This is a genomic window from Fodinibius salicampi, from assembly GCF_039545095.1.
Lineage (GTDB): Bacteria > Bacteroidota > Rhodothermia > Balneolales > Balneolaceae > Fodinibius > Fodinibius salicampi.
The window spans coordinates 1-15,127 of sequence record NZ_BAABRS010000008.1; the positions used below are offsets into that span (position 1 = coordinate 1).

The 15,127-nt window shown below is 41.1% G+C and carries 30 protein-coding genes; all 30 read left to right on the forward strand.

Annotation, left to right across the window (positions count from 1 at the left end; genetic code table 11):
• A partial coding sequence (locus tag ABEB05_RS16850) for an EF-Tu C-terminal domain-related protein (protein WP_486322322.1) occupies positions 1-128 on the forward strand: 128 nt, incomplete at its 5' end.
• Positions 129-197: 69 nt separating this feature from the next.
• A complete protein-coding gene (gene rpsJ, locus ABEB05_RS16855; RefSeq protein WP_073068579.1) occupies positions 198-509 on the forward strand; it encodes a 30S ribosomal protein S10 in 312 nt (103 codons plus the stop codon).
• Between the two features lie 21 nt (positions 510-530).
• The gene (gene rplC / locus ABEB05_RS16860) at positions 531-1,157 is read left to right on the forward strand and encodes a 50S ribosomal protein L3 (protein WP_265791990.1); all 627 of its coding nucleotides are present in this window, start codon (positions 531-533) and stop codon (positions 1,155-1,157) included.
• A 17-nt stretch (positions 1,158-1,174) separates the two neighbouring features.
• A complete protein-coding gene (gene rplD / locus ABEB05_RS16865; protein WP_265791989.1) occupies positions 1,175-1,822 on the forward strand; it encodes a 50S ribosomal protein L4 in 648 nt (215 codons plus the stop codon).
• Entirely contained in the window at positions 1,819-2,109 is a 291-nt protein-coding gene (rplW, locus tag ABEB05_RS16870; protein ID WP_265791987.1) for a 50S ribosomal protein L23, read from the forward strand. The genes rplD and rplW overlap by 4 nt, the downstream gene beginning before the upstream one ends.
• Positions 2,110-2,123: 14 nt before the next feature.
• Positions 2,124-2,963 carry a 50S ribosomal protein L2 gene (gene rplB, locus ABEB05_RS16875; RefSeq protein WP_265791985.1) on the forward strand — a complete coding sequence of 280 codons (840 nt, stop codon included), beginning with the start codon at positions 2,124-2,126 and terminating at the stop codon, positions 2,961-2,963.
• Positions 2,964-2,969: 6 nt separating this feature from the next.
• Positions 2,970-3,266: a 30S ribosomal protein S19 gene (gene rpsS / locus ABEB05_RS16880; protein ID WP_265791983.1), complete on the forward strand. Its 297-nt coding sequence runs from the start codon at positions 2,970-2,972 to the stop codon at positions 3,264-3,266.
• A 6-nt stretch (positions 3,267-3,272) separates the two neighbouring features.
• The gene (gene rplV / locus ABEB05_RS16885) at positions 3,273-3,647 is read left to right on the forward strand and encodes a 50S ribosomal protein L22 (protein WP_265791981.1); all 375 of its coding nucleotides are present in this window, start codon (positions 3,273-3,275) and stop codon (positions 3,645-3,647) included.
• Positions 3,648-3,661: 14 nt separating this feature from the next.
• A complete protein-coding gene (gene rpsC / locus ABEB05_RS16890; RefSeq protein ID WP_265791979.1) occupies positions 3,662-4,396 on the forward strand; it encodes a 30S ribosomal protein S3 in 735 nt (244 codons plus the stop codon).
• Between the two features lie 20 nt (positions 4,397-4,416).
• Positions 4,417-4,839, forward strand: coding sequence for a 50S ribosomal protein L16 (gene rplP / locus ABEB05_RS16895; protein ID WP_265791976.1), 423 nt, complete (start codon positions 4,417-4,419; stop codon positions 4,837-4,839).
• Positions 4,840-4,862: 23 nt separating this feature from the next.
• Positions 4,863-5,069, forward strand: coding sequence for a 50S ribosomal protein L29 (gene rpmC / locus ABEB05_RS16900; protein WP_265791974.1), 207 nt, complete (start codon positions 4,863-4,865; stop codon positions 5,067-5,069).
• Positions 5,070-5,076: 7 nt separating this feature from the next.
• The gene (gene rpsQ / locus ABEB05_RS16905; RefSeq protein WP_265791973.1) at positions 5,077-5,340 is read left to right on the forward strand and encodes a 30S ribosomal protein S17; all 264 of its coding nucleotides are present in this window, start codon (positions 5,077-5,079) and stop codon (positions 5,338-5,340) included.
• Positions 5,341-5,364: 24 nt separating this feature from the next.
• Complete coding sequence (gene rplN / locus ABEB05_RS16910; protein WP_265791971.1) at positions 5,365-5,733, forward strand: 50S ribosomal protein L14; 369 nt, start codon at positions 5,365-5,367, stop codon at positions 5,731-5,733.
• 15 nt (positions 5,734-5,748) lie between these two features.
• Positions 5,749-6,102 (forward strand): 50S ribosomal protein L24, encoded by a 354-nt coding sequence (gene rplX / locus ABEB05_RS16915; protein ID WP_265791969.1) that lies wholly within the window; start codon positions 5,749-5,751, stop codon positions 6,100-6,102.
• 16 nt (positions 6,103-6,118) lie between these two features.
• Complete coding sequence (rplE, locus tag ABEB05_RS16920; RefSeq protein WP_265791966.1) at positions 6,119-6,670, forward strand: 50S ribosomal protein L5; 552 nt, start codon at positions 6,119-6,121, stop codon at positions 6,668-6,670.
• A gap of 19 nt (positions 6,671-6,689) precedes the next feature.
• The gene (gene rpsN / locus ABEB05_RS16925) at positions 6,690-6,959 is read left to right on the forward strand and encodes a 30S ribosomal protein S14 (RefSeq protein ID WP_265791964.1); all 270 of its coding nucleotides are present in this window, start codon (positions 6,690-6,692) and stop codon (positions 6,957-6,959) included.
• Between the two features lie 20 nt (positions 6,960-6,979).
• A complete protein-coding gene (rpsH, locus tag ABEB05_RS16930) occupies positions 6,980-7,372 on the forward strand; it encodes a 30S ribosomal protein S8 (protein ID WP_265791963.1) in 393 nt (130 codons plus the stop codon).
• Positions 7,373-7,390: 18 nt separating this feature from the next.
• Complete coding sequence (gene rplF / locus ABEB05_RS16935; protein WP_265791961.1) at positions 7,391-7,948, forward strand: 50S ribosomal protein L6; 558 nt, start codon at positions 7,391-7,393, stop codon at positions 7,946-7,948.
• Positions 7,949-7,962: 14 nt separating this feature from the next.
• Positions 7,963-8,331, forward strand: coding sequence for a 50S ribosomal protein L18 (gene rplR / locus ABEB05_RS16940; RefSeq protein ID WP_265791959.1), 369 nt, complete (start codon positions 7,963-7,965; stop codon positions 8,329-8,331).
• 11 nt (positions 8,332-8,342) lie between these two features.
• Positions 8,343-8,867 (forward strand): 30S ribosomal protein S5, encoded by a 525-nt coding sequence (gene rpsE / locus ABEB05_RS16945; protein WP_265791957.1) that lies wholly within the window; start codon positions 8,343-8,345, stop codon positions 8,865-8,867.
• Between the two features lie 36 nt (positions 8,868-8,903).
• On the forward strand, positions 8,904-9,365 hold the full coding sequence (gene rplO / locus ABEB05_RS16950; RefSeq protein ID WP_265791955.1) for a 50S ribosomal protein L15: 462 nt from the start codon (positions 8,904-8,906) through the stop codon (positions 9,363-9,365).
• Between the two features lie 19 nt (positions 9,366-9,384).
• On the forward strand, positions 9,385-10,686 hold the full coding sequence (secY, locus tag ABEB05_RS16955) for a preprotein translocase subunit SecY (protein ID WP_265791953.1): 1,302 nt from the start codon (positions 9,385-9,387) through the stop codon (positions 10,684-10,686).
• 2 nt (positions 10,687-10,688) lie between these two features.
• Complete coding sequence (map, locus tag ABEB05_RS16960) at positions 10,689-11,495, forward strand: type I methionyl aminopeptidase (protein ID WP_265791951.1); 807 nt, start codon at positions 10,689-10,691, stop codon at positions 11,493-11,495.
• Position 11,496: 1 nt separating this feature from the next.
• On the forward strand, positions 11,497-11,715 hold the full coding sequence (infA, locus tag ABEB05_RS16965; protein ID WP_020404818.1) for a translation initiation factor IF-1: 219 nt from the start codon (positions 11,497-11,499) through the stop codon (positions 11,713-11,715).
• 26 nt (positions 11,716-11,741) lie between these two features.
• Positions 11,742-11,858, forward strand: a complete 117-nt coding sequence (rpmJ, locus tag ABEB05_RS16970) for a 50S ribosomal protein L36 (protein ID WP_142716052.1) — start codon at positions 11,742-11,744, stop codon at positions 11,856-11,858.
• An 18-nt stretch (positions 11,859-11,876) separates the two neighbouring features.
• The gene (gene rpsM, locus ABEB05_RS16975) at positions 11,877-12,257 is read left to right on the forward strand and encodes a 30S ribosomal protein S13 (RefSeq protein ID WP_265791950.1); all 381 of its coding nucleotides are present in this window, start codon (positions 11,877-11,879) and stop codon (positions 12,255-12,257) included.
• A 17-nt stretch (positions 12,258-12,274) separates the two neighbouring features.
• Complete coding sequence (gene rpsK, locus ABEB05_RS16980; protein ID WP_265791948.1) at positions 12,275-12,679, forward strand: 30S ribosomal protein S11; 405 nt, start codon at positions 12,275-12,277, stop codon at positions 12,677-12,679.
• 21 nt (positions 12,680-12,700) lie between these two features.
• Complete coding sequence (gene rpsD / locus ABEB05_RS16985) at positions 12,701-13,306, forward strand: 30S ribosomal protein S4 (RefSeq protein WP_265791946.1); 606 nt, start codon at positions 12,701-12,703, stop codon at positions 13,304-13,306.
• 32 nt (positions 13,307-13,338) lie between these two features.
• Positions 13,339-14,319, forward strand: coding sequence for a DNA-directed RNA polymerase subunit alpha (locus ABEB05_RS16990; protein WP_265791944.1), 981 nt, complete (start codon positions 13,339-13,341; stop codon positions 14,317-14,319).
• 77 nt (positions 14,320-14,396) lie between these two features.
• Positions 14,397-14,843, forward strand: a complete 447-nt coding sequence (gene rplQ / locus ABEB05_RS16995; RefSeq protein WP_425558427.1) for a 50S ribosomal protein L17 — start codon at positions 14,397-14,399, stop codon at positions 14,841-14,843.
• Positions 14,844-15,127: the final 284 nt, after the last annotated feature.

Sequence of the window (15,127 nt, forward strand, 5' to 3'; positions counted from 1 at the left end):
CGGGCGATAACGTGACGATGGACGTGACGTTGATCCAGCCGGTGGCCATGGAAGAGGGGCTTCGGTTTGCAATCCGCGAAGGCGGTCGCACAGTCGGCGCCGGCGTGGTAACTGACATAATTGAATAGAAATGGTTGAGTGGTGCTGTAATCCACTAAGGAGATACAGTACCACTGCTCAATGAAAGATTATAAGCTGTGGCTACACAACAAAAAATCCGAATAAAACTTAAGTCGTACGATCACAATTTGATTGACAAATCGGCTGAAAAAATAATTCAGACGGTTAAGTCGACAGGAGCTGTGGTGTCAGGACCGATACCGCTCCCGACAAAGAAGAATATAATTACTGTGCTTCGAGGTCCTCATGTAAATAAGAAAGCACGGGAACAATTTGAGTATCGCTCACATAAGCGATTGATTGATATCTTATCGACTGGTTCTCAAACCGTCGATGCATTGATGAAGCTGGAGTTGCCCTCTGGTGTGGACGTAGAAATTAAAGTGTAACATTTTAGCGATCACTGAACAATGAGTAGTGGTTTAATAGGAAAAAAAGTTGGAATGACCAATATATTCGATGACAATGGCCGGAATTACGCGGTTACTGTTATCGAAGTTGATCCATGTGTTATAACACAGATCAAAACTGAAGAATCTAACGGCTATAAAGCGGTGCAACTAGCTGCTTTTGATAAGAAAGAAAAGAACGTATCTAAGCCGGTATTAGGTCACTTTAAGAAAGCGGGTGTAAAGCCAAAACAGTATATAAAAGAGTTTAGGAACTTTATTCCTGAAGGTTTTGATGTTGGCGATGAGCTTAACATTGAAGATGTCTTTAGCGTAGGCGACGAAGTTGATGTCGTTGGCGTTAGCAAAGGAAAAGGATTTACCGGAGTTATGAAGCGTTATAACTTTAAAGGAGTAGGTGAAGCTACTCACGGACAACACAACCGTCAGCGGCACCCCGGTTCTATTGGTCAGGCCTCAGATCCTTCTCGCGTTTTCCCGGGCATGAAAATGGCTGGACGTAGTGGGAATGAACGAGCTAAAATTAAAAATTTGACGATAGCAAAGATTTTTCCTGAGTCAAATTTGATGATGGTTACAGGCTCTGTTCCGGGACCAAATGGACGGTTTGTAGAAATTTACAATTGATAGTAAGATAAATTGCAATGAAGCTTCCGATTTATACAACTGAAGGAAAAGATAGCGGTAATAAGGCTGAATTAGCCGACTCAATATTTGATATTGAGCCCAATGAAACCGTTATCTATGAAGATGTTCGCCGCTATATGGCGAATCAGCGACAAGGTACTGCAAATACAAAGGAACGAGGTGAGGTTCGAGGCGGTGGGCGTAAGGCGTATCGCCAGAAAGGAACTGGCCAGGCACGACGTGGTTCCATTCGTTCTCCTCTCTTAAAAGGAGGTGGAACAGTTTTTGGACCGAAGCCCCGGGATTATTCGTTTAGTATTTCGAAAAAATCTCACAAGCTTGCTCGGAAGTCAGCTTTATCTATCAAGGCATCGGAGGATGCTCTTAAAATAGTAGATGATTTTAGTTTCGATGTTCCGAAGACCCGTAAAGTGGTTGATATTTTGAAGGGACTTGAAGTTGAAAATGATAAAGTGTTGATTCTAACGGCAGAAACAGATGTTACTGTTTATAAATCGGCACGAAACATTCCGAATGTTGAAGTATTGGAAGCAAATAAACCCACTACTTATCAGATATTAGATGCTGATATTATTTTAATTCAAGAAAGTGCGGTTGAAGTTTTACAAGGATCTATTGAACCTGTTGAGGAGGTTGAAGCATGAGTGAAATATTGAAAAAGCCATTAATTACAGAAAAATTAACTCGACTTCAGGAAGAAGGTAAATACGCCTTTAAAGTAGATAAGTATGCTACTAAAACTGATATCAAAAAAGCTGTAAAGGAAAGATATCCTGATGTGAAGGTAGGGAAGGTGAATACTATGATTATGCCTTCTAAGCCTAAGGGTCGTTTTACAGCTGGTGGATATATTGAAGGTCGAGAAAAAGTTTGGAAGAAAGCAATTGTAACGCTTAAAGAAGGTGAAATAGACTTCTTTAGTGAAATCTAGAAAGCATTAGTTCAATGTCTACGAAGAAACAAAAACCAACAACACCAGGAGCACGGCACCGTACTGCACCTGTTTTTGATGAAGTTACTGTTAGCAAGCCAACTGTTAAGCGGCTGGTTAAGGGTAAACATCAGTCAGGAGGCCGTAATAAGCAGGGTCGTATGACCTCTCGACATAGAGGCGGCGGCCACAAGCGGCGGTATCGTCAAATAGATTTTAACCGGGATAAACATGATGTCCCTGCAAAAGTCCAGACGATAGAATATGATCCAAATCGTTCGGCTCGAATTGCCTTGGTTGCTTATGCAGATGGTGAAAAAAGATATATCATTGCACCAGATAAACTATCCGTAGGTGATACAATAGTAAGCAGTACTTCTGCTATTGAGCCTGATGTAGGAAACGCAATGCCGATGAGCAAAATGCCACCGGGTACTTTTATTCACAACGTTGAGTTGAATCCTGGTAAAGGTGCTCAACTTTGTAGAAGTGCCGGAACGGTTGCACAGATGGTGGCAAAGACGGATAAATTTGTAACTGTAAAGCTTCCTTCAAGTGAAGTTAGAATGATTTTGGGAAGTTGTTTTGCAACAGTAGGTACAACCAGTAATACTGATCATTTTAATACAAGTATTGGTAAGGCTGGTCGTAACCGCTGGAAAGGAAAACGTCCGCACACTCGTGGTGTTGCTATGAACCCGGTTGATCACCCAATGGGAGGTGGCGAAGGTAAAGCTTCCGGTGGACATCCGCGTTCGCCTTGGGGACAATCTTCAAAGGGATTAAAGACCAGAAAACGTAAAAAGCTTTCGGATCGTTATATCGTCCGGGGCCGCAAAAAGTCTAAAAAGTAATTAGTTATGCCAAGATCGCTCAGAAAAGGACCTTACGTATATTATAAGTTACAGCGTAAGATCGATCAGATGAATGAAAGCGGTAAGAAGAATGTCATCAAAACCTGGTCACGTAGCTCTATGGTTACTCCGGATTTTGTTGGACTTACCTTAGCCGTTCATAACGGGAAGCAGTTTATCCCGGTATTTATTACAGAAAATATGGTTGGTCATAAGTTAGGTGAATTTGCACCTACTCGTACATTTCGTGGCCATCCTGAGAAGACGAAAACCAGAGAAGCACCGAGAAAACCAGGACAGTAAAGTATTATGGCTGAAGAAAAATTTGAAGCACGAGCGATACAAAAACATTTAAGGAAAGCACCACGTAAGGTACGCCTTGTTGCAGATGCCGTTCGGGGACAAAATGTTGCAAAAGCTCTTAAACGACTCGAATTTACTAATAAAGCATCTGCTCCTGATGTGGCAAAGGTCATTCAATCTGCTGCTGCAAATATCAGGGATAAGTTTCAGGAAGCACGGCTCGATAATGATGATCTTTACATTAAAGAGATTTTTGTAAATGAAGGAGCTACTTTAAAGCGAATTCAACCATCAGCAATGGGACGTGCTCATCAGATTAGAAAACGAACGTGTCATATCAATGTGACTGTGGCAAAAAAAGAAGAAGAATTAGTTAATTAATAAACGACAATACCTTGGGACAGAAATCACATCCAGTAGGTTTACGACTCGGAATTATACGCGGTTGGGATTCCAACTGGTATTCCGAAGAAAATGAACCCGAAATATTATATGAAGACACGAAGCTACGTGAATATTTGCATACACGTCTTCAAAACGGGGGTTTATCACGTGTTATTATCGAGCGTACACCGAAACGAATACTTCTTACGCTGAAAACAAGCCGACCTGGCGTTATTATTGGTAAAGGCGGTGAGCAAATTGAACTTCTTCGTGAAGAGCTTAAGAAAATTACCAGTAAAGAAGTTCAAATTAATGTCAGTGAAATTAAACGACCAGAAACGGATGCCAGTCTGGTAGCGCAGAATATTGCTCAGCAGTTGGAGGCGCGGATCTCCTTCCGGCGTGCTATGAAGACGGCTATTTCCTCAGCAATGAGAATGGGTGCTGAAGGCATAAAGATTCGATGCGCCGGACGTTTAGGTGGTTCTGAGATGGCCCGTACCGAACAGTATCATGAAGGACGCGTTCCTTTGCATACGCTTCGGGCTGATATCGATTATTACAATACCACAGCAAACACTATTTATGGATCGATCGGTGTGACTGTATGGATCTTTAAGGGTGAGGTTCTCGGAGATATTGAACTAACCCCCGGCGATGCCCATACACAGCAAAAGGACGATTCCCGAGGAAGACGAGGCGGTAAACGACGGTCTCGCAGGAAACGAAGAAATCGAAGTAACTAATTACAGAAATAATATAAATCATGCTTGAACCAAAACGCGTAAAACGGCGCCGGCAACATCGCAGAAGCCTTGATGGTACGGCACATAGGGGACATACGCTGGCTCACGGAGATTTTGGCCTGAAGGCTATGGAGCCTAAATATATTACTTCCAGGCAGATTGAATCTTGCCGTATTGCAATTGCTCGACAGTTGCAACGTGATGGACAGACGTGGATTCGTATTTTCCCGGATATGCCCAAAACTGCTCAACCCGCAGAAACACGGATGGGTAAAGGTAAAGGGGCTGTAGAAGAGTATGTTGCGGTTGTAAAACCGGGACGTATCTTATTCGAAATTTCCGGAGTGCCTTTGGAAGTTGCACGTGAAGCGATGCGCCGTGCAGATTATAAACTTCCCATTCAAACAAAATTTATCGTTCGTCGCGATTACGACGGACCTTAAGTTCAAAGGATTTAATTAAACGCATGAAAGCACACGAACTTAGAGAACTAACTATTACGGAATTAAAATCACGGCTTGAAGACGAAAAGCAAGCATTGCAGGATATGAAGTTTAATCATGCAATAGCGGGTCAACTGGAAAATCCCGCGCGTGTAACGATGACCCGACGAGAAATAGCTCGTCTGCACACGATTATTACTGAAAAAGAACAAGAAGAAAGTGCTGGATAACTGAACTATGGCACAAACTGAACGAGTACAACGAAGACAAAAAACAGGTCGCGTAGTTAGCAACAGAATGGATAAGACCATTACAGTTGCGGTAGACCGCAAGGTCAAGCACGCGATTTATGGTAAGTTTATCACAAAAACGACCAAGTATATGGCTCATGATGAGAAGAATGAGGCCAATGAAGGAGATGTTGTCCAAATTATGTCAACACGACCTCTGTCCAAGCGGAAAACTTGGCGTCTTGTAGAGATCTTAGAACGAGCAAAATAACGGATACATATTTAGGAATTAGCAATGATACAAGCTCAAACAAAATTAAATGTTGCTGACAATAGCGGTGCACGAGAGCTAAAGTGTATAAAAGTTCTCGGTGATTCTAAGCGACGATATGCAAGTATTGGTGATATTATTTCCTGTTCTGTTAAAACTGCTATTCCTGGCGGTAACGTCAAAAAAGGAGAAGTAGTAAATGCAGTAATTGTACGGACTAAAAAGGAAATTCGCCGAAATGACGGTAGCTATATTCGGTTTGATGAAAATGCTGCTGTAGTCATAAATAAAGAAAGTGAACCTGTCGGTACCCGGATATTTGGTCCGGTTGCTCGGGAACTACGAGAAAGGAATTATATGCGCATTGTATCACTTGCGCCTGAAGTGCTTTAAAAACTGAATTGAATTATGCCACGTAATAAAAACAAACGAAAAAAATTACACGTCAAAAAAGGCGATGAAGTAAAAGTCATCGCTGGTAATGAGAAAGGTAAAGAAGGTCGTATACTGGCTGTCTTTCCTGAGAAAGAACGTGTTTTGGTTGAAGGAATTAACATGCGTGTTCATCACGATCAACCTACACAGGAGAATCCCCAGGGGGGTCGTATTGAACGTGAAGTAGCAATTCATGTATCTAATGTTATGGTGATAGATCCTTCTACTGGCGAACCGACACGTGTAGGTCGGAAGCGTATTGAGGAAGACGGCGGCGGACGATGGGTTCGTTATGCTAAAACAAGTGGCGAGATTATTGATAAATAAGAAGTAATTATTAAGAATGGCAGAAGCAAGACTTTACACAGAATACAAAGAGGAAATAGTTTCAAACCTTACAGAGCAGTTTGATTATGCGAGTATAATGGCTGTTCCTAAACTTAAAAAGATTGTTGTTAACTGCGGTGTCGGTGAGGCTGTTGAGAATGAAAAACGGTTGGACCGGGTCGTAGAAAATGTGGCTCAAATAACTGGACAAAAGCCAGTTACTACCAAGGCCAAAAAGTCTATCTCGAACTTTAAAACACGGGAAGGTCAGCCTATTGGTTGTAAAGTAACATTGCGCAAGAAGCAAATGTATGAGTTTTTGGATCGATTAATAAACCTTGCGTTACCTCGCACTCGTGATTTTAGGGGAGTTCCTGACAAAAGTTTTGATGGACGTGGAAATTATACGTTAGGTATTAAGGAGCATACTATTTTTCCTGAAATAAATACCGATGAAGTAGAAAATATACATGGCCTTGATGTTACCTTTGTAACTTCCGCTGAGACGGATGAAGAGGCTTATGCCCTGTTAAAGGAATTTGGAATGCCATTTCAGAAACGAAATTAAATCTACAAGCAAATAAACTATGGCAAAAGCAGCTTGGATAGCACGAAATAAGAAGAGAAAACGAACGGTTGAAAAGTACGCAGAAAAGCGTAAAAAACTCAAGGAAGAAGGTAAGTGGGAAGAGCTTCAAAAACTTCCTCGTGATGCCAGTCCAACTAGAGTAAATAACCGGTGTAGTCTTACGGGCCGATCCCGTGGATATATACGCAAGTACGGAATTTCACGAATAAAGTTTCGTGAACTTGCTCTCGACGGTAAAATTCCCGGTATTAGAAAAGCAAGCTGGTAAAAAACTAACGAAGAACTTTTATGTTTGATCCAATATCAGATTATTTAACGCAAATTAGAAACGCTCAGCAGGCAGGACATCGCCGGGTAGATATTCCGGCATCGAAGCTGAAGCGTGCTATGACCAAAATCCTATTAGATAAAGGATACATTAATAAGTATATCAATATTGATGATGGTAAACAGGGAATGCTTCGCCTGTTTTTAAAGTACGATGCCTATGGGCAACCGGTTATTAAAAAGCTGGAACGTCGTTCTAAACCCGGACTACGGGAATATCGCGGGTCCGATGAAATTCCCCGTGCTCTAAACGGTTTAGGTATTGTTATAATGTCTACCTCCCGTGGAGTAATGACCGATAAAGAAGCCCGCAAGCTTAAAGTGGGTGGTGAAGTATTATGCACTGTTTATTAAAACTAAAGCTATAGAATTATGTCTCGTATCGGAAATCAGCCGATTGAATTAAAAGATGATGTAGAATTCAGCATTGATGCTGATAATGTTATTACTGTAAAAGGCAGTGAGGGTAATGATACCCTTAAGGTTGATGATAGTATCAGTGTTGAAGAGAAAGACGGTGAACTTATTGTAAGCCGTAGTTCTGAAGAGCAGTCTCAACGTGCTCTGCACGGCCTGTACCGTACTCTTATTAGTAATATGATTGAAGGAGTTACGGAAGGATATAAAAAGGAATTAGAACTTAGAGGAGTTGGGTACCGTGCATCAATAAGTAACGGTGTACTGGAAATGACTCTTGGATTTTCTCATCCTATTTATTTTGTCGCTCCCGATGGAGTAGATATTGAAGTTGAGACTAAAGGAAGAAAAAATCCTACAATAATTATTTCAGGAATTAATAAGGAATTAGTTGGACAGGTTTCCGCTAAGATACGTTCTCTTCGTCCCCCTGAACCATATAAAGGAAAAGGAATTCGATATGTTGGCGAATGGGTTCGTAGAAAAGCCGGTAAATCTGCTGCTAAAGCTTAATTAGAATTATTACGATGGATAAGACAACGAAAAAAAGGTTACGCCGAGAAAAAATACGTCGTCGTATTCGTGCCACTGTGCGCGGGACGGCTGAGAGACCTCGTTTAGGGGTATATAAAAGTAATAAACACGTATATTCACAACTTATCGATGATGTTTTGGGAAAGACCCTTGTTTCGGTTTCTACCCAGACTGAGGAGATTGCAGATAAAGTAGAAGGAAAATCTAAAATTGAATCAGCTGAAGTTGTAGGTAAACAACTGGCAGCTATTGCTGAAGAAAAAGGAATAAAAAAAGTCGTCTTTGACAGAAGCGGCTATAAGTATCACGGTGTAATTAAGGCGCTTGCTGAAGGTGCCCGCGAAGGTGGATTAGACTTTTAAAAAGAATTACTATGCCAAAAATAAGAAGAAGACATAACGTAGCTCCCAAGAATTTAAATCTTGAAGAGAAACTGGTTCATATTAACCGTGTTTCCAAGGTTGTTAAAGGTGGACGCCGATTTAGCTTTAATGCTATCGTCGTTGTTGGAAATAAAGATGGCGTTGTTGGTCATGGCCTGGGTAAGGCAAATGAGGTTTCGGATGCCATCCAGAAAGGGTTTGACAATGCTAAAAAGAATCTGATTCGGGTTCCAATGACTAAGACCGGGAGTATATATCATACTATCACCGGAAAAGAGGGAGCTGGAGAGGTACTCTTACGTCCTGCGTCCGAAGGTACGGGTGTAATTGCAGGAGGTCCTGTCAAGGCTCTGCTCGATATAGCCGGAATGCAAAATATATTAACCAAATCCGTGGGTTCTTCTAATCCACATAATATGGTTAAAGCCACCTATAATGGATTGAAAAACTTGACAGATCCGGTTGAAGTAGCTGAGCGAAGAGGTATTTCCTTAAATAAAGTATTTGAAGGGTAATTGATCTAAAAGAACTTTTTAAAGAGTTATAAAATCATGGATTTAAGTAATTTAAAAGCACCCGAACCAAATAAGAAAAACCGTAAGCGCATTGGGCGTGGCCAGGGTTCTGGCTATGGTGGACATACCGTTGGTAAAGGTCATAACGGGCAGCGTGCACGAAGCGGTTTCAAAGAACGCTTCTGGTTTGAAGGCGGTCAAATGCCTCTCCAGCGCCGTATACCCAAATGGGGCTTTACCAATAATTTCCGTACAGAATATGTTGCGGTAAATGTTGGTACTATTGATCTCTTTCTTGAAGCTGGTAAATTGAAGGACCCGGTTATCTCTTTGGATGATCTTATTGAAGCCGGACTTGCCGGTAAAGGAGACCTTGTTAAGCTTCTGGGAGACGGAGATATTGAAAAATCAATAGAGATCGAAGTTCATAACGCCAGTAAATCAGCTAAGAAAAAGGTTGAAGATGCCGGTGGAAGTGTAAGTTTTATTGAGAATTAAAAAATAGTCTCTGTCTTAGATGAGTTTAGTCGAAAATTTTCGCAACATATTTAAAATTGAAGAGCTCAAGGAGCGCATTCTGTATGTGGTCGGTATATTAATGATATACCGTATCGGGAGTTATGTAACACTTCCGGGCGTTGATGCAAGTCAATTAGTTGAAAGTACAGGCAATGCTTCCAGTTTATTAGGGCTCTTTGATATGTTTGTGGGAGGAGCATTTTCCCGGGCAGGTGTATTTGCGTTGGGAATTATGCCTTATATTACCGCAGCGATTATTATTCAGCTGATGGGAGCTGTTGTTCCTTATTTCCAAAAGCTTCAGCGCGAGGGTGAAGAAGGCAGGCGTAAGATTAATCGTATAACCCGCTATGGAACGGTAGGTATTACTGCTGTTCAGGCTATCGGGTTCGCCATTAATTTAATGGCTACCTCACCAAATGCTATTGTAGTTTCTAACATTACTTTTGTGATTACCTCGGTTATTATTTTAACTGCTGGTACTACGTTTGTAATGTGGCTGGGAGAACGTATTACTGACAGGGGAATAGGTAATGGTATTTCTATCCTTATTATGATAGGTATTATTGCCCGACTGCCTGCCAGTTTGATAAATGAAATAACTACTTCAGCGAACGCCATTATTGTTATTGTTGAGATTGCGGCACTTATACTTGTTATTGCATTTTGTGTGTTACTTACGCAGGGTGTACGGAAGATTCCAGTCCAGTATGCGAAACGTGTAGTGGGACGAAAAGTATATGGCGGTACTACACAGTATTTACCGTTAAAAGTAAATGCTGCAGGAGTGATGCCGATTATTTTTGCCCAGTCAATTATGTTTATTCCGAGCACGATAGGAACGTTCTTTCCAGAGAGTGCCACGGTACAGATGTTGACCGCATGGGCTTCTGATTTTACAGGAATCACGTACTCGATTATATTCTTTTTTATCTGTGTGTTCTTTACATACTTCTATACTGCTATAACAGTAAATCCAAGGGAAATGGCAGACACCATGAAACGCCAAGGGGGCTTTATACCAGGTGTTCGCCCCGGGAATCAAACAGTGGAATTTATCGATAATATTTTGACGAAAGTTACACTCCCTGGAGCTATATTTTTAGGATTTATTGCCATATTACCAGCTTTTGCTGCGCGGTTGGGAGTAACAACAGGCTTTGCCATGTTTTATGGAGGTACAAGCCTGCTTATTATTGTTGGAGTTGCGATTGATACGCTCCAGCAGATTGAAAGCCACTTAATGATGCGTCATTATGATGGATTCATGAAGAGTGGTAAGATGAAAAGCCGTCGATAAGGATGATCTTTTTAAAAAGTGAATCTGAAATTGAAAAGATGAGAACAAGCGCGCAGCTTGTTTCTCAGACTCTTGCAGAGGTGGCAAAAGAGATTGAGCCCGGAGTCACTACCGCTAAATTGGATCGAGTTGCAGAAGAGTTTATAAAAAAACAAGGTGGAAGGCCGGCATTTAAAGGATATGGACCAGAAAATAATCCATTTCCGGGCACGTTATGTATTTCTATTAATGAAGAAGTCGTGCATGGTATTCCCAGTGAGAAGAGGGAACTAAAAGAAGGCGATATTGTTTCTATAGATTGTGGTGTCGAAAAGAACGGTTATTTCGGTGATCATGCTTATACTTTCGCAGTCGGTGAATGTGATCCTGAAACTGTTAAGTTACTGAGAACAACGCTTGAATCTCTTTACAAGGGAATAGAAAAAGCGATTCACGGAAATAAGATTGGTGATATTTCACATGCGGTGCAAACATACTGTGAAGACGAAGGGTATGGAGTTGTCCGAGACTTAGTGGGACATGGACTTGGAAAGTCTCTGCACGAAGATCCTTCAGTCCCTAATTTCGGAAGTCCAGGCAGAGGTAACCGACTGCGGTCTGGAATGACTCTGGCAGTAGAACCAATGATAACGCTTGGAAGTTATAAGGTTAAAACTTTGGACGATGGCTGGACCGTTATTACACAAGACGGTAAAAATGCCGCTCATTATGAGCATGATATTGTAGTTCGTGAAGGAAAGGCTGAAATTCTAAGTACTTTTGATTATATTAAAGAGATAACGAAAAACCGAATAAACGCAGATATTTGACATGGCTAAACAAGAGCCAATAAAGCAAGATGGCGAAATTATTGAAGCGTTACCTAACGCACAATTTCGCGTCGAACTTGATAACGGACATGAGATCTTAGCTCATGTTTCGGGAAAAATGAGAATGTACTATATCAAAATTCTTCCCGGTGATAGAGTTGCCGTGGAAATGTCTCCTTATGATTTAAGTAAGGGACGTATTACGTATCGTTATAAATAAATTCTAATTAAAAAGAGTTTAGAGTTATGAAGACCCGATCTTCAGTAAAAAAGAGAAGTTCTGACGACAAAATTGTACGACGCAATGGTCGTGTATATGTAATCAACAAGAAGAATCCACGCCACAAGCAACGGCAAGGATAAAAATTTGAATTAGTTTTTATGGCAAGAATTGCTGGAATTGATTTACCAAAAGAGAAACGAGGCGAAGTAGGGTTAACCTATATATTCGGTATTGGTCGTTCGACTGCTCAGGAAATTTTAGATGAGTTAGAGATCGACTACGATACCAAGGTGAAGGATTGGACCGATGATCAAGTAACCAAGCTACGTACAAAGATCGATAATGAATATACGGTCGAGGGAAATTTACGGAGTGAGGTAAAAGCAAATATTCGACGTCTGATTGAGATTGGTTCCTATCGAGGGACACGACACAGGAAAGGTTTACCCGTTCGCGGACAAAATACACAAACTAATGCCCGTACACGAAAAGGAAAACGACGTACGGTAGCAGGTAGGAAATCAGCTCCTAAAAAATAATATTAGCGAGACAATCAATGGCAAAGAAAAAACGTAGGTCTCCGGCCAAAAAACGGAAGAAAAGAAGTCAACTCTCAGACCCTAACGGCATGGCTTTTATAAAAGCCACATTTAATAATGTGCTTGTTACGGTTACTGATGCCGATGGCAATGCTATTTCGTGGTCATCTGCAGGTAAAGAGGGCTTTAAGGGGTCACGAAAAAACACCCCTTATGCCGCACAGCTTAGTGCCGAAACAGCCGCAACAACTGCCTATGAAATGGGGTTGCGACGGGTAGAGGTATTTGTTAAAGGTCCCGGTTCGGGACGTGAAGCTGCCGTGCGAGCATTAGCTTCCAGTGGATTAGAAGTGACGTCTATTAAAGACCGTACTCCTATTCCACACAATGGTTGCAGACCCCCCAAACGAAGAAGAGTATAAAGCAGAAAGTTAATAGTTATTATGGCAAGATATACAGGTCCAAAACAGAAAAAAGCAAGACGCTTCCGGGAACCAATTTTCGGTCCCAGTAAAGCACTCGAGCGGAAGCCTTACGGGCCGGGTCAGCATGGAAGATCCAGGTATTCCCGGAAATCTGAATATGCAATTCAGCTCGAAGAAAAGCAGAAAGCCAAATACACTTACGGGCTGTTGGAAAAACAGTTCTCAAACTTATTCGATAAGGCGAATGCCAAGGATGGTGTAACTGGCGATATACTGCTTCAGTACTTAGAAAGTCGTTTGGACAATACCGTTTACCGTCTTGGTTTTGCGAGAACGCGTCGACAAGCCCGACAATTGGTGAGTCATAAACATATAGTAGTAAATGGAGAGGTGGTGAATATTCCCTCCTATCAACTTAAGCCGGGTGATGTAGTAAGTGTACGTCCTAAGGCTAAAAATTTGGAAGTAATTAACAATTCTCTGGAACATGCTCCTACCACAAAATACAAGTGGATTGAGATTGATAAAAAGGAGATGTCAGGTAAGTTTTTAAATCTTCCTGAAGTCGAGGATATTCCTGAAAATATAAATGTTCAGCTTATTGTTGAACTTTATTCTAAGTAATTTTAACCATTTAGTGCGATAACGCTTAAATTATGAGCAATTATAGCATACAGATGCCCGAGCCTCTTGATGTTAAAGAAGCAACGGATACGTTTGGAACTTTTATCTTGCAACCTCTGGAAAGAGGATTTGGAGTAACAGTTGGTAATTCATTTCGAAGAATACTGTTATCATCTTTACCTGGAATTGCGATTAATGCGATTAAGATACAGGGAGTAGAACATGAATACTCCAGTATCGATGGGGTTAAGGAGGATGTCTATGAAATTATTCTGAATCTTAAGGAAGTTCGCTTTAGTCAGGTTGAAAAGAGCAGCGGAGTGGTACATGTCTCTAAGTCGGGGGAAGGAACATTTACAGCAGCAGATATTGCTGACGCTACGGCCGACTATGAAGTATTAAATCCGGATTTGGTTATTGCAACAATGGCCGAAGATGCGGAACTAGAAATTGAGCTTCGCTTAGGACGTGGCCGTGGATATGTACCAGCAGAAGAACAAAATGTTGATACTTCCGAAGATGTCAATCTGATCCCCATTGATGCCATTTATACTCCGATAAAGCAGGTTCAATTTGATGTTGAAAATGTACGGGTCGGACAGCACACTGACTATGAAAAGCTGGTAATGGATATAACAACAGATGGATCTATTAATTCCAAAGAGGCACTGACTATAGCGGGTAAGATTCTCAAGGAGCATATAGAGAAATTTATTACCGAAGAAATTGATGAGCCTTTTACGCAAGAAGAGGAGGAAGTAGATGCAGAGAAACAACGTATTACTAATCTGTTGAAAACAAGTATTGAAGATCTCAACTTGAGCGTCCGCTCTTATAATTGTCTTAAATCAGCTAATATTAATACCATAGGTGAGCTGGTAACACGAGACGAACAAGATCTTTTGAAGTTTAGAAACTTTGGTAAAAAATCCTTGGCCGAATTAGTTGAGGTTATTGAAGGCAAGGATCTCCATTTTGGAATGGATGTTAGTAAGTATTTAGATAACTCTTAAAGGAATTTTAGGAAGAAATGCGTCATTTAGTAAAAGGAAGAAAACTTGGTAGAACACCTGCGCACAGAAAGGCAACCATGAGTTCCCTTTCTGTTGCACTTATAAAAGAACACAGAATTGTGACTACTGAGGCGAAAGCGAAAGAGCTTCGTAGCTATGTTGAACCATTAATTACACGGGCTAAGGAAGACACGACCCATAACAGGCGTCAGGTTTTTTCTAAACTTAAAGACAAACAGGCCGTATCACATCTATTTGATGAAGTTGCTCAAAAAGCAATGGATCGTCCTGGAGGTTATACACGTGTGATAAAGATTGGTAATCGTTCCGGAGATGGCGCAAAAATGGCTGTAATGGAGCTTGTAGATTATAATGATATCAAGCCTGAAGACAGCCAAAAGAGAAAGCGTACACGCCGCGCAGGCCAATCCACGAAAACCACTTCTTCAGACTCAGAGGAGCAAAAAGATGCTTCATCTGATACCGAAAAGCTGGAAGATACGGGTGGGTCGGAAGAGGAATAGTTTTCGCATTTCTTCTATTATAATATATACTATTTTAATAATTGATAAGTACAGTTTAGTTTCGATTTTAATTTGATTTTGAGACTAAAAGTTCTTATTATTGCATCGCTTCGGAAGTGGGCGAGTATTGCAAGTTTAATTCCTTTTCGATTGTGTGAATTTAGCATTTGGAAGTGATCGGGAAAGTGGTTATCATTGCAGCGCCTTCCGATGGCGGGAGGAGGTCTTCTTTTTTGGGAGGCGGATGTTCTTTGACATGATGGGTAGAATATACAGACGATCGC